A 20656-nucleotide genomic window follows, 5' to 3' on the forward strand; every position below is an offset into this window, starting at 1 on the left:
AGGAGAAAGCATATGAATAGATTAAATATCGAATTAGAAGATTTAAATTATGATATGGAAGAAGAGTTTAAGACACTCAGAACGAATCTCATGTTTTGTGGAGTGGATAAAAAAGTTATTTTGATTACAAGCACGTTTCCGGGAGAAGGGAAGACAGAAAAGTCAGTATATCTTTCGGCAGCATTGGCGAAGATGAATAAAAAAGTGTTATTGCTGGATATGGACTTGAGAAAGTCTGTGCTGGTTTCTCGTTTTGAAATGGGAAAAGTACAATATGGAATGTCTCATTTTTTATCCGGGCAATGTCCGTTGAGTGATGTAATCTGTGCGACAAACGTTCCAAAATTGCATGTTGCAGTGGCAGGACCATCCACACCGAACACGACAGAGCTTTTGGCATCGGAGAAGTTTCACAAGATGTTGGAGTCTTTGAAAGATGTCTATGATTATATTATTATAGACAGCGCGCCGCTTGGTCTTGTGATTGATGCTGCGATCATCGCAAAAGAATGTGACGGAGCCGTGCTCGTTATTGAATCTGGGAAGACGAAGTATCGTCTGGTTCAAGAAGTGAAAGCGAAAATTGAAAATAGCGGCTGCCCGGTACTTGGTGCTGTGCTGAGTAAAGTGGAAGTTCGCAAAGGCGGATATTATGGCGAAAAGTATAGGCAATATTACGGTCATAATGAATAGGAGAGGCGCAAGAGGATGTGTACAGTCACATTCTCTTTTTTTGAAAAAAAATGATTGACAAGCCTGTTTTTTTATGATAGGGTTAAAGATGCACTATTGTGGAGTAGTATGGACTATTGAATGCAATGTAACCCAGAAAAATATATATACGAGGAGTGAAACGTCAATGGAGAAAAACAGAATTCGTCCCATCACAAACGGAAAAAGTTCGCGTATGAGCTATGCAAGGCAAAAAGAAGTATTGCAGATGCCGAATTTAATTGAAGTTCAGAAAGATTCTTATCAGTGGTTTTTGGACGCCGGATTAAAAGAAGTATTTGAAGATATTTCGCCAATCTCTGACTACAGCGGTCATCTGAGCCTTGAGTTCGTAGATTTTACACTATGCGAAGATGATGTAAAGTACACGATTGAAGAATGCAAAGAGCGTGATGCGACTTACGCGGCACCTTTGAAAGTGAGAGTAAGACTTTATAATAAAGAAACAGATGAAATTAACGAGCACGAGATTTTCATGGGAGATCTTCCGCTTATGACAGCGACAGGTACTTTTGTTATCAATGGTGCCGAGCGTGTTATCGTAAGCCAGTTAGTTCGTTCTCCTGGAATTTACTATGCGATTGCACATGATAAGGTGGGAAAAGAATTATATTCTTCTACAGTAATCCCGAACCGTGGTGCATGGCTGGAGTATGAGACAGATTCGAATGACGTATTTTACGTTCGTGTTGATAGAACAAGAAAAGTACCGATTACAGTGTTGATTCGTGCACTTGGTATCGGAACAAATCCAGAGATCTTAGAATTATTCGGTGAGGAACCTAAGATTTTAGCAAGCTTTGGAAAGGACGTTGCTGAGAATTATCAGGAAGGTCTGTTAGAGTTATACAAAAAGATTCGTCCGGGTGAGCCTCTTGCAGTGGACAGCGCAGAGAGTCTTATCACAAGTATGTTCTTTGATGCAAGACGTTATGATCTTGCAAAAGTAGGACGTTACAAATTCAATAAGAAGTTAGCGCTTCAGAACCGTATCACAGGTCAGGTGTTGGCAGAGGATGTTGTGAATGCCATCACAGGTGAAGTGATTGCTGAAAAAGGTGAGAAATTATCGAGAGAAAAAGCGACAGCAATCCAGAATGCGGCTGTTCCATATGTATGGATTGACGTAGACGGTGAGGAACGTAATATCAAAGTGCTTTCTAATATGATGGTAGATTTAGGAGCAGTTGTAGATATCGATCCGGAAGAAGTTGGCGTAACAGAGGCAGTGTACTATCCGGTACTTGCTGGATTATTGGAAGAAACAGCTGGGGACATTGACGAATTAAAAGAAGAGATCCATAAAAATATACATGAATTGATTCCAAAACATATTACAAAAGAAGATATTTTAGCTTCTATTAACTACAATATTCATTTGGAATATGGAATGGGAACAGATGATGACATTGACCACTTAGGTAACAGACGTATCCGTGCGGTTGGCGAATTGCTTCAGAACCAGTACAGAATCGGTCTGTCAAGATTAGAGAGAGTGGTTCGTGAGAGAATGACAACTCAGGATTTAGAAGGAGTTTCACCACAGTCATTGATCAATATCAAGCCGGTAACAGCAGCTGTAAAAGAATTCTTTGGTTCTTCACAGTTGTCACAGTTCATGGATCAGAACAACCCGCTTGGTGAGTTGACACATAAGAGACGTTTATCTGCACTTGGTCCAGGTGGTCTTTCGCGAGACAGAGCCGGATTCGAGGTGCGTGACGTTCACTATTCTCACTATGGAAGAATGTGTCCGGTTGAGACCCCTGAAGGTCCGAACATCGGTCTGATCAACTCGCTGGCTACTTATGCGAGAATTAATGAGTATGGTTTTATTGAAGCGCCATACCGTAAGATTGATAAAGCAGATCCGAAGAATCCTGTCGTAACAGATGAAGTAGTCTACATGACAGCGGATGAAGAAGATAACTACCATGTGGCACAGGCGAATGAGCCGCTTGATGAAGAAGGACACTTCATTCATAAGAATGTTGCGGGTCGTTACCGTGAAGAGACACAGGAATATGAAAGAACAGCGTTTGACTACATGGACGTATCTCCGAAGATGGTATTCTCTGTAGCGACAGCATTGATTCCTTTCCTTGAGAACGATGACCCTACTCGTGCTCTTATGGGATCCAACATGCAGCGTCAGGCAGTACCGCTTATGATGACAGAGGCTCCGGTAGTCGGTACGGGAATCGAGACAACAGCAGCAGTAGACTCTGGTGTATGTATCGTGGCAGAGCAGGCTGGTGTGATCGAGCGTTCTACTTCAAAAGAGATCGTTGTTAAACATGATGATGGAACAAAGAAAACATATAAATTAACAAAATTCTTACGTAGTAACCAGAGCAACTGCTACAACCAGAGACCAATCGTTGTCAAAGGGGAGAAAGTAGAAGCCGGACAGGTGATCGCAGATGGTCCTTCGACATCTAACGGTGAAATGGCTCTTGGTAAGAATCCGCTGATCGGTTTCATGACATGGGAAGGTTACAACTACGAGGATGCTGTATTACTGAGTGAAAGATTAGTACAGGATGATGTGTATACATCAATCCATATTGAAGAATATGAGGCAGAAGCACGTGACACGAAATTAGGACCTGAAGAGATCACACGTGATATTCCGGGTGTCGGTGATGATGCATTGAAAGATCTGGATGACAGAGGTATCATCCGCATCGGTGCCGAGGTTCGTGCCGGAGATATCTTAGTTGGTAAAGTAACTCCGAAGGGAGAGACAGAGCTGACAGCAGAAGAGAGACTTCTTCGTGCCATCTTTGGTGAGAAGGCGAGAGAAGTAAGAGATACTTCCCTGAAAGTACCTCACGGAGAATATGGTATTGTTGTAGATGCAAAAGTATTTACAAGAGAGAACGGAGATGAGCTTTCACCTGGAGTGAATCAGGCAGTTCGCATCTATATCGCACAGAAGAGAAAGATTTCTGTAGGTGATAAGATGGCTGGTCGTCACGGTAACAAGGGTGTTGTTTCCCGTGTACTTCCGGTAGAAGATATGCCGTTCCTTCCAAACGGACGTCCGCTTGATATCGTGTTGAACCCGCTTGGTGTGCCTTCACGTATGAACATCGGACAGGTGCTTGAGATTCACTTGAGTCTTGCAGCGAAAGCACTTGGATTTAATATCGCAACACCGGTATTTGACGGTGCGAACGAGATCGATATTATGGATACATTAGATCTGGCAAATGACTATGTAAACCTTGAATGGGAAGAATTCGAAAAGAAACATGGAGCAGAATTACTTCCGGAAGTATTACAGTATTTATCAGACAACAGAGAACACAGAAAATTGTGGAAAGGTGTTCCGCTGTCACGTGACGGTAAAGTTCGTCTCCGTGATGGACGTACGGGAGAGTATTTTGACAGCCCTGTTACAATTGGACACATGCACTATCTGAAACTGCACCACTTAGTAGACGACAAGATCCATGCGCGTTCTACTGGTCCTTACTCACTGGTAACACAACAGCCGTTAGGTGGTAAGGCACAGTTCGGTGGACAGAGATTCGGAGAGATGGAAGTTTGGGCACTGGAAGCATACGGTGCATCATATACACTGCAGGAGATCTTAACTGTAAAATCCGATGATGTTGTTGGTCGTGTGAAGACATACGAGGCAATCATCAAAGGTGACAATATACCGGAACCAGGTATTCCGGAATCATTCAAGGTACTCCTGAAAGAACTTCAGTCACTGGGACTTGACGTGAGAGTATTGCGTGAAGATCAGACAGAAGTTGAGATTATGGAGACAATCGATTACGGTGAAACAGATTTACATTCAATTATTGAAGGAGACAGAAGATACAATTCTGAGAATGAATCTTATGGAGAACATGGTTTCAGTCAGCAGGAATTTGCAGGCGAGGAACTTGTGGATGTAGAGGAAGATGAATTTGATGAACCGGATGATATCGATTTTGACGATATGTTAGACGAAGAATAGGAGGATTGCCAATAATGCCAGTAACAAATAATGAACCAGCATACCAGCCGATGACTTTTGATGCGATCAAAATCGGTTTGGCGTCACCTGAAAAAATCTTGGAATGGTCAAGAGGCGAAGTAACAAAACCAGAGACAATCAACTATAGAACTTTAAAACCGGAAAAGGACGGACTTTTCTGTGAAAAGATCTTTGGACCTAGCAAAGACTGGGAATGTCACTGTGGTAAATACAAAAAAATCCGCTACAAAGGTGTTGTGTGTGACAGATGTGGTGTTGAAGTAACAAAGGCAAGTGTTCGTCGTGAACGTATGGGACACATCGATCTTGCTGCGCCGGTATCACATATTTGGTATTTCAAAGGAATCCCAAGCCGTATGGGATTGATCCTTGATTTATCACCGCGAACACTGGAAAAAGTATTATACTTTGCATCTTATATCGTATTAGACAAAGGTGAGACAGATTTACAGTACAAACAAGTATTGTCAGAGCAAGAGTATCAGGAAGCAAGAGAAAAATGGGGAAGCGCTTTCCGTGTAGGTATGGGAGCGGAATCCATTCAGGAACTCTTACAGGCAATTGATCTTGATAAAGAATATGAAGAACTGCAGGCAGGCTTAAAAGGCGCTACAGGACAAAAGAGAGCCAGAATCGTAAAACGTCTTGAAGTAGTGGAAGCTTTCCGTGGTTCAGGAAACAAACCGGAATGGATGATCATGACAGTCATTCCGGTCATCCCACCGGATTTGCGTCCGATGGTACAGTTGGATGGTGGACGTTTTGCAACATCTGACTTGAATGATCTGTATAGAAGAATCATCAATAGAAATAACCGCCTGAGAAGACTGTTAGAGCTTGGAGCGCCGGACATTATCGTTCGTAATGAAAAGAGAATGCTTCAGGAAGCTGTTGATGCATTGATCGACAATGGTCGTCGCGGTCGTCCGGTAACAGGACCTGGTAACAGAGCGTTAAAATCATTGTCTGATATGTTGAAAGGTAAGTCCGGACGTTTCCGTCAGAACTTACTTGGAAAACGTGTTGACTACTCAGGACGTTCCGTTATCGTAGTAGGACCGGAACTTAAGATTTACCAGTGTGGTCTTCCGAAAGAGATGGCAATCGAGCTGTTCAAGCCATTCGTTATGAAAGAATTAGTGGCAAATGGTACTGCTCATAATATTAAAAATGCAAAGAAAATGGTAGAGAGACTTCAGACAGAAGTTTGGGATGTATTAGAAGATGTTATCAAAGAGCATCCGGTTATGTTAAACCGTGCCCCTACCCTCCACAGACTCGGTATTCAGGCATTTGAACCGATTCTGGTAGAAGGTAAGGCGATTAAGCTTCACCCACTTGTATGTACTGCATACAATGCCGACTTCGACGGTGACCAGATGGCTGTCCATCTTCCACTTTCCGTAGAAGCTCAGGCAGAGTGCCGTTTCTTACTGTTATCTCCGAACAACTTACTGAAACCGTCTGACGGTGGTCCGGTAGCTGTTCCTTCACAGGATATGGTTCTTGGTATCTACTATCTGACACAGGAAAGACCGGGAGTAAAAGGAGAAGGCAAGTTCTTCAAGAACTTGAACGAAGCAATCCTTGCATATGAAAATGGAGTTATCACACTTCATTCACGTATCAAAGTACGTGTGACAAAGACAATGCCAAACGGCGAGACACTTACAGGAAATGTAGAATCTACACTTGGACGTTTCTTATTCAACGAGATCATTCCTCAGGATTTAGGTTTCGTAGACAGAAGCATTCCGGGCAACGAACTGTTATTGGAAGTTGATTTCCTTGTAGGTAAAAAACAGAACAAACAGATTCTTGAAAAAGTTATTAATACACATGGAGCAACTGTGACAGCAGAAGTGTTGGATAAGATCAAAGCGACAGGATACAAATATTCTACAAGAGCTGCGATGACAGTATCTATTTCTGAGATGACAGTGCCTCCTCAGAAACCGCAGATGATTCAGGAAGCACAGGATACTGTGGACAGAATCACAAAGAACTTCAAACGTGGTCTTATCACAGAAGAAGAACGTTACAAAGAAGTTGTTGAGACATGGAAGAATACCGATGATGCGCTTACAAAAGCTCTGCTTGACGGACTGGATAAGTACAACAACATCTTTATGATGGCTGACTCCGGTGCCCGTGGTTCTGACAAACAGATCAAACAGCTTGCTGGTATGCGTGGTTTGATGGCAGATACAACGGGTCGTACAATCGAGTTGCCAATCAAGTCTAACTTCCGTGAAGGTCTTGACGTACTCGAATACTTCATGTCTGCCCATGGTGCTCGTAAAGGTCTTTCCGATACAGCGCTTCGTACAGCCGATTCAGGATACCTGACAAGACGTCTTGTTGACGTATCTCAGGATTTGATCATCCGTGAGATTGACTGTGTGGAAGAAGGGGCAGAGATTCCGGGAATGTATGTAAAAGCATTCATGGATGGAAAAGAAGAGATTGAAAGCTTACAGGAACGTATCACAGGACGTTATGTATGTGAGACAATTTATGATAAAGATGGAAATATCATCGTAAAAGCAAACCATATGGTAACACCAAAACGTGCAGAACAGGTAATGAAATTTGGTGTGAACAAAGACGGTGGACCGATTACAGAAGTGAAGATTCGTACGATTCTTTCTTGTAAATCACACATCGGTGTCTGCGCGAAATGTTATGGTGCGAACATGGCGACAGGTGAGCCTGTCCAGGTTGGTGAAGCTGTTGGTATTATCGCAGCTCAGTCAATCGGTGAACCGGGTACACAGTTGACCATGCGTACATTCCATACCGGTGGTGTTGCCGGCGGCGATATCACACAGGGTCTTCCTCGTGTCGAAGAGCTTTTTGAGGCAAGAAAGCCAAAAGGACTTGCAATTATCACAGAGTTCGGCGGAACTGCTACAATCAATGACACAAAGAAAAAACGTGAGATTATCGTCACAAATCATGAGACAGGTGAGTCGAAAGCTTACTTAATTCCATACGGTTCCAGAATCAAAGTTCAGGACGGAGCAGAATTAGGTGCCGGAGATGAACTTACAGAAGGTAGCGTAAACCCTCATGATATCTTGAAGATTAAAGGTTTGCGTGCTGTGCAGGATTACATGATTCAGGAAGTACAGCGTGTATATCGTCTTCAGGGTGTAGAAATCAACGATAAGCATATCGAAGTTGTTGTTCGTCAGATGTTGAAGAAGATCCGTATCGAAGAGAATGGTGATTCTGACTTCTTACCGGGAACAATGGTAGATACACTTGATTTTGAAGATACAAATGAAAGATTGATTGCAGAAGGAAAAGAACCTGCAGTTGGAGAACAGGTAATGCTTGGTATTACAAAAGCTTCTCTTGCTACGAATTCTTTCTTGTCAGCAGCGTCCTTCCAGGAGACGACAAAAGTTCTGACAGAGGCAGCAATCAAAGGAAAAGTCGATCCGTTGATCGGTCTGAAAGAAAATGTAATTATCGGTAAATTGATTCCAGCCGGTACAGGTATGAGAAAGTATCGTGATGTAAAATTAGATACAGAACTCGAGATGGATGATGAGATTACACTGGAAGATTTTGAAGAGTTGACAGAAGGTGTAGTAGAAGAGACTGCAGTGGATGAAACTTCGGAAGAATTTACAGAAGAAATAACAGAAGAGAATGCGGAAGAACTGACCGTTCAGGAATAGAGAAAAAGGAATGTGCTTTGCACATTCCTTTTTACAGTTAGAAAGAGTGAGAGGAGTTGAAACATAGTTTGGTGGGAGAATTTTCATATGACACAAAACTGTTATATGACGCTTTGATTCGGAGTACAGATGAATATATATATATATGTAATATGAAGAACGGAGTATATCGTTATCCTTCGGGAATGGTGAAAGAATTTCAGTTTCCGAGGGAAGTGATAAAAAATCCTCTGCCTTATTGGAAAGAGGTAGTACATCCTGATGACTGGGAAACGTTTTATCTGTCGAATATGGAGATTGGGAAAGAAGGAAAAGATAATCACCTTGTGGAATTTCGGATTCGTGCAAGGGATGGTGAGTATCACTGGGTGAAATGTCGGGGATATCTCATGCGGGATGAGAAGGATCAGCCGGCAGTGTTTGCCGGAGTGCTCAGTAAACTTGACAGAAAGCCGAGAATCGATGCGCTGACTTCGCTTTACACGAGTGAAGTTTTCTCAGAGGATTTTGCGAAAATGCTGGAAGAGAATGCATTTGGTGAGATTGGAATGTTTGTCGTGGGGATTGACCGATTTCGTAATATCAATGAGGGATACGGAAGGCAGACAGGGGATAAGGTGTTAAAGACAGTGGCAAAATTAATTTTAGAGCTGGTTCCGGAGGGGATTCGTGTCTACAGGCTGGAAGGGGATCATTTTGGAATTCTTGTGAAATATCCGAATGAAGAAATTGTGAAAAAATTGTATGATGCAATACGCTCGCGCTGCCAGTGTTACCGGGGGAATGGAAAGAGAAGACTTTTGATGACAGTGTCGGCAGGCTATGCAGAATATCCGAAAGATGCAGGTTCCTTTGTTGATCTGTATGAGTATACGGATTATGCGCTGCAATATGCAAAGGAGAACGGAAGAGACTGTCTGGAACTGTTTTCCCAGGAAATGTTGGCATACAGATCCAGAGAACTGGATATCATCCGACTGTTAAAGGAAGACATCTCGGACAATTTTCGAGCATTTTCTTTAAAATATCAACCGATTGTGGAAGGTGAGACGAAGGAAGTGATAGCTGTTGAGGCGCTTTTGCAATGGGACAATCCTCACATTGCAAATTTGGAGTATGATGAGCTGAGTAAGTTTTTAGAAAAGAACAGGTTATTGAATCCAGTCGGACGATGGATGTTCCAGACTGGATGCATGGCACTGAAAAAGTGGCTGTCGGAGGGCTGGAATCTGTCTCTAAATTTGAACGTGTCTTATGCGCAGCTTTCGGACTGGAATTATATTCAGGAAATTATAATGATTGTAAAAAGCTCACAGGTTCTGCCGGAAAAGATTGTAATCGAAGTGGTGGACAGTTATTTTATCAGCGATATGAAGATTTATGAACAGGCTTTCAGAGCTATCAAAGAAAGCGGTATGAAGATCATGCTGGATGATTTTGGCGCAGATTACGCATCGATCGGTCTGCTGAAAAACGATCTGGTAGATATCGTGAAGGTGGACAGAACAATCGTGCGCCGTGTTGTCAAAAGCAGTTTTGATTTGGATTTCATCCGGTTTATAGTAAAAATATGTCATGACATGGAGATAGAGGTCTGCCTCGAAGGAGTGGCGGAGATGGAAGAATTAAAGCTCGTAGAAGATATGATTTTTGATTATATGCAGGGCGATTTGTTTGGAAAAGCAACCGATGCCAGATTGACTTTTAAATAGAGGAAGTTTATAATGAATTTGACTAAAAAAATGAAGACGAGGTGTATAACCATGGATCAAAACAAATTAAACAGAGTATTAGAATCAATGAAAGAAACAGGAATTGAGCAGCTGCTCATTTCAGACCCGGCATCTATCAATTATCTGACAGGACGCTATGTAAACTGTATGGAAAGAATGCAGGTATTGTATCTGGATGTGGAAGGGAATCACAAATTTGTTATCGGAAAGTTATTCCCACAACCTGAGATGGGAGTAGAAGTTATTTACTTTGACGATACAGAGGACTGTGTAGCAAAATTAGCAAGTTACATGAGAAAAGGCACAAAGATCGGAGTTGATAAGATCTGGCCTGCAAAATTTTTACTTCGCCTGATGGAGCTTGGCGTGGGAACAGAATATATCAATGCTTCATTTATCGTTGATAATATCCGTCAGATCAAGAGTGCAGAAGAACAGGACTTGATGAGACAGGCTTCCAGATTGAATGATCTTGGGTGTGAAAAACTGATTCCACTTGTGTCAAAAGGTTATACAGAACTTGAGATGGGAGATAAACTTTTAGAGATCTATTTGGAACTCGGAGCAGAAGGACACTCATTTGAGCCAATTATCGCATATGGCGATAATGCAGCTGATCCACATCATGAGTCAGACAATTCTACAGGAAAAGTCGGAGATGCGGTAGTACTTGATATCGGATGTATCAAAGACGGATACTGTGCAGATATGACAAGAACAGTGTTCATCGGAGAGGTATCTGACGAAGCGAGAAAGATCTATGAGATCGTTTTAGAGGCAAACAGACGCGGAATTGCAGCGGCAAAACCGGGAGCAAGATATTGTGATGTTGACAATGCAGCGCGTGATTATATTACAGAGATGGGATACGGAGAATATTTCACACACAGAACAGGCCATAACATTGGTATGGAAGTTCATGAATACGGTGATGTTTCCGGAATCAATGAAAACGTATTGAAACCAGGTATGTGTTTCTCAGTAGAACCAGGTATCTACGTTCCGGGTGTAGCAGGTGTTCGTATTGAAGATTTGGTACTGATTACAGAAGACGGATGTGAAGTACTGAACAATTTAAGCAAAGAATTAACAGTTGTACCGGTTTAAGGAGTAAGATTGAAAATGAAAAGTAGAGGTTATCCATTACCTTAATCGTATCACAACAAAGCCATCTTACGGTGGCTGCTTTGAAAATTGAATATGTAGACAAAGTTACAGGTTATTCCGTTGCTGACTTGATGCGGAAACCTTGAAACTGAGCCATTAAAATAGCCTGCTCAACCGTGATTTCACGGGTTGTCGGAAGAATATCAGATTTTTGGTATAAATCTGAATTATAATTCTCACCATTTTTGAGCATGTGGTATAATGCTGTAAGAAGCATTCTTGCAATAGCAATGATTGCCTTCTTATGACCGCGACGCTTTTTGATACGGAGGTAGCGGTCACGAATTTCAGGATGCTTTTTGCTCTTGATCGCAGCGTTTGCACACTGTACAAGAAGTGGTTTGATATAGCATCCGGCCTTGGAAACCCGGACAGATTTTTTCTTCCCTGCACTTTCATTGTTGGTTGGAGTAAGACCAGCCCATGAACATAAGTGTTTCGCCGAAGGGAAAGCCTCCATGTTTGTTCCGATTTCGGAGATGATACCGATAGCAGTAAAGGTGTTCTTAAAACCTGGAGCGGTTAGGATAATGGAAATTTCCTGCTGATAGGGATTGGCGAGCGCAAGAATGAGTTCTTCTAACTCTGCTTTCCGGGCTTCAAGGTTATCAAAATGTTCTTTAATGATCTTTAATTTAGCAGCCTGTTCCGGAGTGATATATCCGTCAATGGCGAGTTCCAGTTCAGGAAGTTTATCTTTCATGGAACCATGGATTAAAGATCCGATATCAAAAGAAGTATCATCAGGATTTTCAAGGATTTTAGCAATAATCTTTTGAGAACTCTTACCAAAAGTGTCCGAGACAACGTTCCCCAACTGGATGTTGGAAACCGTGAGACAATTCTGGTGACGATTCTTTTCGCTGGACTTAAAGCAGGTCAGTTTGAAACGGTAACGCATAAGGTCACGGAGTTGACGGATGTCAGCAGGAGGCATAAAGCTACCGGCAACAAGATCATGTTTAAACAGGTCAGCAATCCATTTCGCATCTTTCTTGTCAGTTTTTTTACCACGGATAGCCTTAACATATTTCGGATGAGCAAGGACAATGGAACAGTCGTGTTCTAAGACATTGTAAACGGGAATCCAATATTTACCTGTAGATTCCATACAGACATCCTTGCAATTACGGTCGAGCAGCCATTTGAGCAACTGTTTCAGTCCTTTCGTGTAGGTTGAAAAGTGATGGCGCTCATAAGTGGTAACGCCTTGCTTATCCGTTTTAGCAATGCAAGCCACTACAAAGTTTTTGTGGACATCGATACCACAACAAATTTTGTACACGATTTTTAAAGCCATAGGGACTCCTTTCAGAACCAAAAGGTTCACTAAAGATTATAGGGAGAGACGGCATTGACTGAACGCCTAAGCCATAAACGAAGTAGTTTATACAAAGATAAGATTACGTGCTTGGTGTCACACTTATTTGTGCTTGAAAAGGCGAACTACACATATAAAAATACAGTCATTCCAGAAGAGGAACAGCCTACTCACCTCCCCGTGATTTGTAGTATACCGAGTTCCCTACAAAAAGAATTATAAAGAAAAAAAGCCGGGTAGAAAACTGTTTTCATAACGTTTTGTGCCTGAGCAAAGCGAAAGGAATGGATATAAAGATGACAGATTTAGAAAAGATTATCTCTTATTTTAAACAAATTTCAAAAATACCAAGAACTTCCGGAGATGAGCAGGCAATCAGTGATTATTTGGTGGCGTTTGCAAAAGAACGTAATCTTGAAGTGATTCAGGATGAATACAACAATGTCATTATTAAGAAACCGGCGTTTCCGGGGGAAGAGCATAGAAGACCAATTATTTTCCAAGGACATATTGACATGGTCTATGTCAAGACAGAAGACTCTGATCATCGTTATGAGGACGGAATCGAGGTTCTGGATAATGGGGAGTTCCTCTATGCAAAAGATACGACGCTTGGGGCAGATAACGGAATTGCAGTCTGCTATGCGTTAATGCTTTTAGACAGCAAAGATATCAAAAACCCACCGTTAGAATTTATTTTTACAGTGGATGAAGAAGTCGGCATGAAAGGTGCAGAGAATTTGGATATGAGTGTGCTGGAAGGAAAGGCGCTGATCAATCTGGATTCGGAAGAAGAGGGAATCTTTTGTGTCGGATGTGCCGGTGGAGTGCGCAATACATTTGAGCTTCCGATAGAAAGAGAAGAAAAACATGGAACATATGTGCCGGTGGAAGTGTCATTTGGCAAATTGCAGGGTGGACATTCCGGTGCGGATATCCATTTGGAGAGAGGAAATGCAATCAAGCTTTTAGGACGAATTCTCTATGCGCTGAACGATTTTGGTTTTGAGATCGGAGCAGTGGAGGCGAAAGGCAAGATGAACGTTATTTGTCATTCGGCAAAGATGGAATGTTTTGTGAGACCTGAAGATGTAGAGCGATTCACAGAATGTCTGAAAGCATGTGAGGCTGTATTCCAGAATGAGCTGCAGTTCTCAGATGAAGTAGAGGTTCTCGTTGAGGTCAAGCCGGAAGTGGACAGCTGTACGGTTTACACAGAAAAGACAGCTTCGAATGTGAAGAATGCGTTACTGCTTTTGCCAAATGGTATCATAAGCTGGTCAATGGGTGTGAAAGGTCTTGTTCAGACATCTACAAACTTAGGTGTGATGGAAGAAGAGGATGGAAAGCTTGTGATCGGAAGTCTTGTGAGAAGTTCGGTAGAATCACAGAAATCCATTGTGAAGAGCCAGATCGAAGCAGTTGCAGATGTACTTGGCGGAAAGAGCATCTCCTCAAGCGACTATCCGGGCTGGGAGTTTAAGAAAGAATCTCCGCTTCGTGATCTTGCGATTGAAAAATATGAAGCGTTATTTGGAAAGAAGGCAGTGATCGAGGCGATTCATGCAGGACTGGAATGTGGATTCTGGGATGGCAAGATGGAAAACGTGGATATTATCTCCATGGGACCGGATATGATGGATGTACATACGGTAAAAGAGCGTGTGTCCAAGCAGTCAATCGACAATGTATGGAAATTATTAAAAGAGATTGTAGAGGCATATTAAAAACAATCATTAGAAAAAATCATCGGAATCTTTTTAAAGACCGATGATTTTTTTCTTTTGTCTGGGAGATTAATGATGTTTCATACGAAGATAATCAGAAATGACAGCAATGAATTCGGAATTTGTAGGCTTTCCGGTAGCAGGATTGATACTGTAACCAAATAAGGAGGTGATAAATTCTGAGTTTCCTCTGGTAAATGCAATTTCAATTGCATGGCGTATGGCACGCTCCACTCGGCTTGAAGTTGTTTTGTTTTTTATGGCAACTTCCGGATATAATACTTTTGTGATCGCATTGAGTGTATCTCTGTCGTGCATCGTAATCTGTACGGCATCTTTCAGATACTGATACCCCATGATGTGAGAGGGAATACCAATCTCATGTATGAGAGATACGATACGAGTTTCCAAAGGCTCGCCGGAAATATCAGGTATGGCTTCGGGAAGTGTGAAAGACGTATTGATGTTGCTGTCTTTTGAAAGACGTGCCAATTGTTTTAGAATTTCCAACATGTTTGAACTGGAGATCTCTAGATTCAATTGAAGTTTGTAAGGTTCTGTGTAATGCATAATAATTCTCCTAATTCTGTAAGATATTTGTGTGTTTTCAAACTATTTCTATTATCCTCCTAATTCTGACAAAATACAATTGTATTTCTTGGCATTATTTGCCAATTCTTAGGAATATAGCAAAAAAAACAAGACTATTTACAGAAAGTGAGATTTGTATTAGAATAGAGAGAAAGAGTTTTGGAAAAGGAGTTTTGAAGAAATGAGTATTTCAAGAGAACAAGCACATGATATTTTAATGAAATATATGAAAGGAGAGGCTTACATTCAACATTCTTATGCGGTTGAAGCGATTATGAAAGGAATTGCAAAGAGACTCGCCCCGGAAGAAGAGGAATTTTGGGGAATCGTAGGATTACTGCATGATCTGGATGAAGAACATTGTGACTGGAAGAACCACCCAGAAGTACACGGGTCTACTTCTGTCGAAATCCTGAAAAAAGAAGGAGTGGACGATAAGGTGCTGCATGACGCAATCTGTGCACACAATCCAAAATGTGGTGTGAAAGCAAAGACAAATCTTCAGTACGCAGTGCTGGCGGCGGATCCGATGAGCGGATTTGTAAAGGCAGTTGCACAGATTTATCCGGATAAGAAGATTGCAAGCGTAAAACATAAATCCGTTATGAAACGTTTCAATGAGATGAGATTTGCGGCAGGTGCGAACCGTGATTACATGGAATCCATCGAATTTACTAAGTTAAGCCTGGATGACTTGATTGATATTGCATTGGAAGAGATGGGCAAAATTTCAGATATACTGGGACTGTAACAGATGATATTAAAGAATATGCTCAACATGCAGATGATGATGTTTCTGCTTGTTTTAATCGGCTTTTTGATACGAAAACAAAATATTGTCGAGACAGAAGGAAGGAAAAATATGGTGGATCTGTGTCTCTATGTGACACTCCCATTCAATATTTTGAATTCCTTTTTTGTCGATTGGAAATGGGAAATGCTTATTTCGTGCAGTGTGATTTTGCTATTGTCAGTCGGATACAATGCAGTCAGTGTTTTTCTGAGTTCGGTGTTGTTTAAAAAAGCGCCACAGGACAGGAAGAAGACGCTGCGATATGGGACGATTGTCTCCAATGGTGGATTTTTGGGGAATCCGATTATTGAGGGAGTGTACGGGACGAGCGGATTGTTTTACGCTTCCATTTTTATGATCCCGGTGCGGATTGTGATGTGGAGTGTTGGAATATCGGTATTTTTAAAAGGGAAGAGAGAAAATATTTTGAAAAAGGTGCTGACGCATCCGTGTATTATCGCAGTTTATGTCGGCGCAATACTAATGGGAACAGGAGTTGTATTGCCGGAGTTTCTGATGAAAACTATTTCGGGGTTAAGCAGCTGCAATACACCGCTTAGCATGATGCTTGTAGGGATGATGTTGGCGGAGATGAACCCGAGAGGACTCATTGACCGGACTATGTTGTTTTATACAGGTGTCCGTCTGATTGTGATCCCTGGAGTTGTCTTTTTACTGACGATGTTTTTGGACATTGATCCGCTGCTTCGCGGGATTGCTGTCATCATTGCAGGAATGCCGGCTCCGATCACAACGGCGCTGCTTTCAGCGAAATACGACGGGGACGAGACATATGCTACGGGAATGATATTTGTCACGACGATAGTATCGCTTATCACGCTCCCAATTTGGTGTGTGGCATTGGGAATGTAGCTAAAAATAGAAATAGAGGAGTGTGGGTGTTGAAGAAAATAAAAGAGTGGGGGAAGTCTTTGAATAACCGGCTTATGGGGATCATTTTGCTGTGCGGGATCGTGCCGGTTATTTTTATTGTCCTGTTTGTGGCAAGTTCTTACAGGCGGGGAATTATGGAAAAAACGGAGTCTATGGTGGAGAATGAGATGGAGTATGTCTCATCGCTGATTTCCGGAAGATTGAATCATGCGATTGAAATCTGCAAAGCAGCATACGATGAAGAATATGAAAATGCATGGAGGGAATATCAAATTGGGAAGCAGTCAGAGGAGCTGTTTCGTGAGAGGGTGAAAAAACGGCTGGAACGTATGTTTTATCTAGAACAAAGCTATGACACATTTTTGTTTTACGAGAAGGGAAAAGAATTTCCTTTTTGCTATAGTGTAAGAGAGGGAGGTACAGTTCCTGACTGCATGAAGAATATACATGAGCCAATTCGAGAAATTAGAAAGCAGGAGAGGTTGGATGTGCAGATGCTCGTGATAGACGGGCGTATTTTTATCGTGCAAAATCTGTATGCGGATTCTGCGCAGGGGATATTTGGAACATTGGCAATTGAACTGAATGTATCCAGACTGTTTCATGATATTCAGCCCCAAATAGCAGAGGAGACGGCGATTTATCTGAACCAAGTAGAGAATCGTGTGATGATACAGGGCAAAATTAAAGAGGAATGGCAGAAGAAAATGGAGAAGGAGCTTTTACAGCAGTTTGGACGAAAGGAATCGTATAAGCAGATTAGTATACATAATCTGGAGTACAGCGGATATATGCGAAGCAATCGTCAGGAGTATTATAATTTAGAAATCATCTATCTGTCTTCAAACAGACAGTTGTATATTGAAGTGTACGAGTTTTACAAAGTGATTCTCTTTATTATCCTGCTTATGATCCCTCTGTTTGTATATGTGTTTTACTTTTTGAAGATTCATATTTCCAAGCCAATCACAAAGATGATCGATGCATCAAAAGCGATTGAACGAGGGGCGATCGGGACAATTGTGCAGGATGAAAAGATGCCGAATATAGAATTTGAGTATTTGCGGGAAGCATTTAATAAGATGTCAAAACAGGTAAAGTATTTGTTTGATTATGCTTATGATGAAAAAATGGCAAGGAAAGATGCAAAAATCATGGCGCTTCAGGCGCAGATCAATCCCCATTTTTTAAATAATACGCTGGAAATGATGAACTGGCAGGCAAGAATGTCAGGCAATCTGGAGGTGTCGAGCATGATTGAATCTTTAGGAGTTGTACTTGATTATAATATGAATCGGGAATCAAAGCGTCTGACAACGCTTTCGCAGGAACTTCGCTGTGCGGATGCGTATTTTCATATTATATCAAAGCGTTTTGGAAAGAGACTTACCGTGGAGAAGGAAATTGATCAGAAACTGCTTTCAATCAAAGTTCCTCAGCTTGTGCTCCAGCCGATGATAGAAAATGCGGTCGTTCACGGTATTGAACGAATTAAGCAGGGGATAATTAAGATAAAAATACACAGCGACGTGGAAAACGTTTATCTTCAGGTGATGAATAGTGGAAAACCGCTCACAAAAGAGGCGAAAGAACGAATTGAAACATTGCTGAATCAAAGACCGGAGGAGATTGCCAAGGAGATGGGGCATCATGTCTCGCTTGCGATTCGGAATATTAACGAGCGGGTGAAATTGATCTATGGAGAAGAGTATGGACTTTGTATTGAACAAGAGGGGGAATATATTGTGTCAACGATTGTGATTCCGGTACGTGAAAAGAAAGTGGAGATGGAGCGTGACAGCCGGGAGAATGTAAGAAAACGTCTGGAAGAGACGGGGCGTTTTTAAACGGGATTCCCTGAAAGGGGCAGAAAAGGTTTTGACAAGTTTTTTGGGACGTGTATAATAAGAGATGGTTTGTTGATGTAAGGCAGAGGGTGTGAGAAGTGAACAAAGTAGTAATTGTTGATGACGAATTGATTATCGTAGAAGGATTGACAAAGACACTCCCGTGGGAGCAGTGGAACTGCAAAATCGTTGCAACGGCAAGCGATGGGGAAGAAGGACGCAAGATTATCGAACAGTATCATCCGGACCTTGTTTTTTCTGATATTGCCATGCCAGGAGTTGACGGGTTGAAGATGATAGCGGGATTAAAATCAGAGTTTCCGGATATGGAGATCAGTATTTTGACAGGATATCGCGATTTTGAGTATGCGCAGGAAGCAGTTCGGCTAGGCGTGCGAAGATTTCTTTTGAAACCCTCCAGCATGAAAGAGATTGAAGAAGCGGTGGAGGCTATGGTTCAAGGACTCGGAAAGAAAGCAGCAATTTCTAAGGCGGAGGGCCCAAAAGAAAAATGTGATATGGCAAATAGTTTTATTGTGAAAAATGCAATGAGATATATAGAAAATCACTACACAGAGAGATTGACGCTTTTGGAAGTAGCAGAGCAGACTTATGTCAGTCAGTGGCATCTGAGTAAATTGTTGAATAAGCATACCGGTCACAGTTTTTCTGAGCTTTTGAACAGAACGAGGATTGCAAAAGCGCAGGAGCTGCTGAAAGAACAGTCTCTTCGGATTGGTGATATTGCAGAGCAGGTAGGATTTTTGGACATGGCACATTTTTCCAGAGTGTTTAAGAAAATTGTCGGAATGTCGGCGAATGAATATAGAAATATGATGAGTTAAGTGAAACAGAGTAAGAAATAATTCAGTTTTTTGGGATTATTTCTTATTTTTTTGATTTGGATACTTGACTTTTGGAAAGAATCATACTACACTGTCTAAGTGTGCATCGAAACGCATTGTTTTTTGTGCACGTATAACTTAGAATAAGTTAAAACAGCAACCAACAGTATTCATAGGAGGTGAAAGGAATGCCAACATTTAACCAGTTAGTAAGAAAGGGACGTCAGACTTCTGTAAAGAAATCAACAGCACCAGCTCTTCAGAAAGGGTACAACTCTTTAAGAAAGAAAGCTACTGATGCTTCAGCACCACAAAAAAGAGGTGTTTGTACAGCAGTTAAGACAGCTACACCTAAAAAACCTAACTCAGCTCTTAGAAAGATTGCCAGAGTTCGTCTTTCTAACGGTATCGAAGTAACAAGCTATATCCCAGGAGAGGGACATAATCTTCAGGAACATAGTGTTGTTCTTATCCGTGGAGGTCGTGTTAAAGACTTACCAGGTACAAGATACCATATCGTTCGTGGAACACTTGATACAGCAGGTGTTGCAAAAAGACGTCAGGCTCGTTCTAAATACGGAGCTAAGAGACCAAAAGACGCTAAGAAATAGAATATTAGCAAGTGCATAGCGCGAGTGTAGTGCGAACTACATTTTATGTAACAATCGTATCACAAACAGAACTATGATTCCTGTAGGTTGCGGGTTATATCGATAGATAGTAAGTCCCGCGCGAACACATTCATATTTCAGAAAATGTGAGTACCGATGAATTAATTTTATTAGAAATGAAAATTTCGAAACCATAATTAAGGAGGGAAGAACCGTGCCACGTAAAGGACATACTCAAAAAAGAGACGTATTAGCGGATCCATTATACAACAACAAAGTGGTTACAAAACTTATCAATAACATTATGTTAGATGGTAAAAAAGGTGTAGCACAGAAGATTGTATACGGAGCATTTGAAAGAGTTGCTGAGAAAGCTGACAAACCAGCTATCGAAGTATTTGAAGAAGCAATGAACAACATTATGCCGGTACTTGAAGTAAAAGCAAGACGTATCGGTGGTGCAACATACCAGGTGCCGATCGAAGTAAGAGCTGACAGAAGACAGGCTTTAGCACTTCGTTGGATTACATTGTATTCTCGTAAAAGAGGAGAAAAAACAATGGAAGAAAGACTGGCAAACGAAATTCTTGATGCAGCTAACAACACAGGCGCATCTGTAAAGAAGAAAGAAGACATGCACAAAATGGCAGAAGCAAACAAAGCATTTGCTCATTACCGTTTCTAATTTCAGCTTGCTGAAATTGATTCA

The 20656-nt window shown here is 41.6% G+C and carries 14 protein-coding genes; 12 read left to right on the forward strand and 2 right to left on the reverse strand.

The genetic code is table 11. The features are described from left to right. Positions 1 to 12 precede the first annotated feature (12 nt). The 5 genes from AC6I5B_RS02130 (at position 13) to AC6I5B_RS02150 (ending at position 11258) form a co-directional block, all read left to right on the forward strand. Positions 13 to 693: a polysaccharide biosynthesis tyrosine autokinase gene (locus AC6I5B_RS02130; RefSeq protein ID WP_004611863.1), complete on the forward strand. Its 681-nt coding sequence runs from the start codon at positions 13 to 15 to the stop codon at positions 691 to 693. A 166-nt stretch (positions 694 to 859) separates the two neighbouring features. Beyond that, a complete protein-coding gene (gene rpoB / locus AC6I5B_RS02135) occupies positions 860 to 4708 on the forward strand; it encodes a DNA-directed RNA polymerase subunit beta (protein WP_022249834.1) in 3849 nt (1282 codons plus the stop codon). 14 nt (positions 4709 to 4722) lie between these two features. After that, positions 4723 to 8418 (forward strand): DNA-directed RNA polymerase subunit beta', encoded by a 3696-nt coding sequence (gene rpoC / locus AC6I5B_RS02140; RefSeq protein ID WP_004611865.1) that lies wholly within the window; start codon positions 4723 to 4725, stop codon positions 8416 to 8418. Positions 8419 to 8474: 56 nt separating this feature from the next. Continuing rightward, on the forward strand, positions 8475 to 10130 hold the full coding sequence (locus tag AC6I5B_RS02145) for a GGDEF and EAL domain-containing protein (protein WP_181989691.1): 1656 nt from the start codon (positions 8475 to 8477) through the stop codon (positions 10128 to 10130). 51 nt (positions 10131 to 10181) lie between these two features. Further along, positions 10182 to 11258 (forward strand): M24 family metallopeptidase, encoded by a 1077-nt coding sequence (locus tag AC6I5B_RS02150; RefSeq protein WP_022249832.1) that lies wholly within the window; start codon positions 10182 to 10184, stop codon positions 11256 to 11258. A 112-nt stretch (positions 11259 to 11370) separates the two neighbouring features. On the opposite strand, the gene AC6I5B_RS02155 is transcribed toward AC6I5B_RS02150, so the two are convergent. Then, positions 11371 to 12618 carry an IS110 family RNA-guided transposase gene (locus tag AC6I5B_RS02155; RefSeq protein ID WP_497773566.1) on the reverse strand — a complete coding sequence of 416 codons (1248 nt, stop codon included), beginning with the start codon at positions 12616 to 12618 and terminating at the stop codon, positions 11371 to 11373. 317 nt (positions 12619 to 12935) lie between these two features. Here AC6I5B_RS02155 and AC6I5B_RS02160 point away from each other — a divergent pair, with 317 nt between their 5' ends. Then, positions 12936 to 14366, forward strand: coding sequence for an aminoacyl-histidine dipeptidase (locus tag AC6I5B_RS02160; protein WP_022249831.1), 1431 nt, complete (start codon positions 12936 to 12938; stop codon positions 14364 to 14366). 69 nt (positions 14367 to 14435) lie between these two features. On the opposite strand, the gene AC6I5B_RS02165 is transcribed toward AC6I5B_RS02160, so the two are convergent. Beyond that, the gene (locus AC6I5B_RS02165; RefSeq protein WP_004611870.1) at positions 14436 to 14936 is read right to left on the reverse strand and encodes a sporulation initiation factor Spo0A C-terminal domain-containing protein; all 501 of its coding nucleotides are present in this window, start codon (positions 14934 to 14936) and stop codon (positions 14436 to 14438) included. 202 nt (positions 14937 to 15138) lie between these two features. Between AC6I5B_RS02165 and AC6I5B_RS02170 the strand changes: the two genes are divergently transcribed. The 6 genes from AC6I5B_RS02170 (at position 15139) to rpsG (ending at position 20632) form a co-directional block, all read left to right on the forward strand. After that, on the forward strand, positions 15139 to 15708 hold the full coding sequence (locus AC6I5B_RS02170; protein WP_004611871.1) for an HD domain-containing protein: 570 nt from the start codon (positions 15139 to 15141) through the stop codon (positions 15706 to 15708). A gap of 3 nt (positions 15709 to 15711) precedes the next feature. Then, positions 15712 to 16623, forward strand: coding sequence for an AEC family transporter (locus AC6I5B_RS02175; RefSeq protein WP_004611872.1), 912 nt, complete (start codon positions 15712 to 15714; stop codon positions 16621 to 16623). 29 nt (positions 16624 to 16652) lie between these two features. Further along, on the forward strand, positions 16653 to 18491 hold the full coding sequence (locus AC6I5B_RS02180; RefSeq protein ID WP_117788009.1) for a sensor histidine kinase: 1839 nt from the start codon (positions 16653 to 16655) through the stop codon (positions 18489 to 18491). A 98-nt stretch (positions 18492 to 18589) separates the two neighbouring features. Continuing rightward, positions 18590 to 19336: a response regulator transcription factor gene (locus AC6I5B_RS02185; RefSeq protein WP_071143596.1), complete on the forward strand. Its 747-nt coding sequence runs from the start codon at positions 18590 to 18592 to the stop codon at positions 19334 to 19336. A 188-nt stretch (positions 19337 to 19524) separates the two neighbouring features. After that, entirely contained in the window at positions 19525 to 19947 is a 423-nt protein-coding gene (gene rpsL / locus AC6I5B_RS02190; protein WP_004611875.1) for a 30S ribosomal protein S12, read from the forward strand. A 214-nt stretch (positions 19948 to 20161) separates the two neighbouring features. Then, positions 20162 to 20632: a 30S ribosomal protein S7 gene (gene rpsG / locus AC6I5B_RS02195; RefSeq protein ID WP_004611876.1), complete on the forward strand. Its 471-nt coding sequence runs from the start codon at positions 20162 to 20164 to the stop codon at positions 20630 to 20632. The last annotated feature ends 24 nt before the right edge of the window (positions 20633 to 20656 follow it).

The organism is Faecalimonas nexilis, from assembly GCF_059731825.1.

Coding starts and splice junctions, on each gene's coding strand:
- AC6I5B_RS02130 (WP_004611863.1), top strand. CDS start 13: ATGAATAGATTAAATATCGAATTAGAAGATTTAAATTATGATATGGAA.
- rpoB (WP_022249834.1), top strand. CDS start 860: ATGGAGAAAAACAGAATTCGTCCCATCACAAACGGAAAAAGTTCGCGT.
- rpoC (WP_004611865.1), top strand. CDS start 4,723: ATGCCAGTAACAAATAATGAACCAGCATACCAGCCGATGACTTTTGAT.
- AC6I5B_RS02150 (WP_022249832.1), top strand. CDS start 10,182: ATGGATCAAAACAAATTAAACAGAGTATTAGAATCAATGAAAGAAACA.
- AC6I5B_RS02155 (WP_497773566.1), bottom strand. CDS start 12,618: ATGGCTTTAAAAATCGTGTACAAAATTTGTTGTGGTATCGATGTCCAC.
- AC6I5B_RS02160 (WP_022249831.1), top strand. CDS start 12,936: ATGACAGATTTAGAAAAGATTATCTCTTATTTTAAACAAATTTCAAAA.
- AC6I5B_RS02165 (WP_004611870.1), bottom strand. CDS start 14,936: ATGCATTACACAGAACCTTACAAACTTCAATTGAATCTAGAGATCTCC.
- AC6I5B_RS02170 (WP_004611871.1), top strand. CDS start 15,139: ATGAGTATTTCAAGAGAACAAGCACATGATATTTTAATGAAATATATG.
- AC6I5B_RS02175 (WP_004611872.1), top strand. CDS start 15,712: ATGATATTAAAGAATATGCTCAACATGCAGATGATGATGTTTCTGCTT.
- rpsL (WP_004611875.1), top strand. CDS start 19,525: ATGCCAACATTTAACCAGTTAGTAAGAAAGGGACGTCAGACTTCTGTA.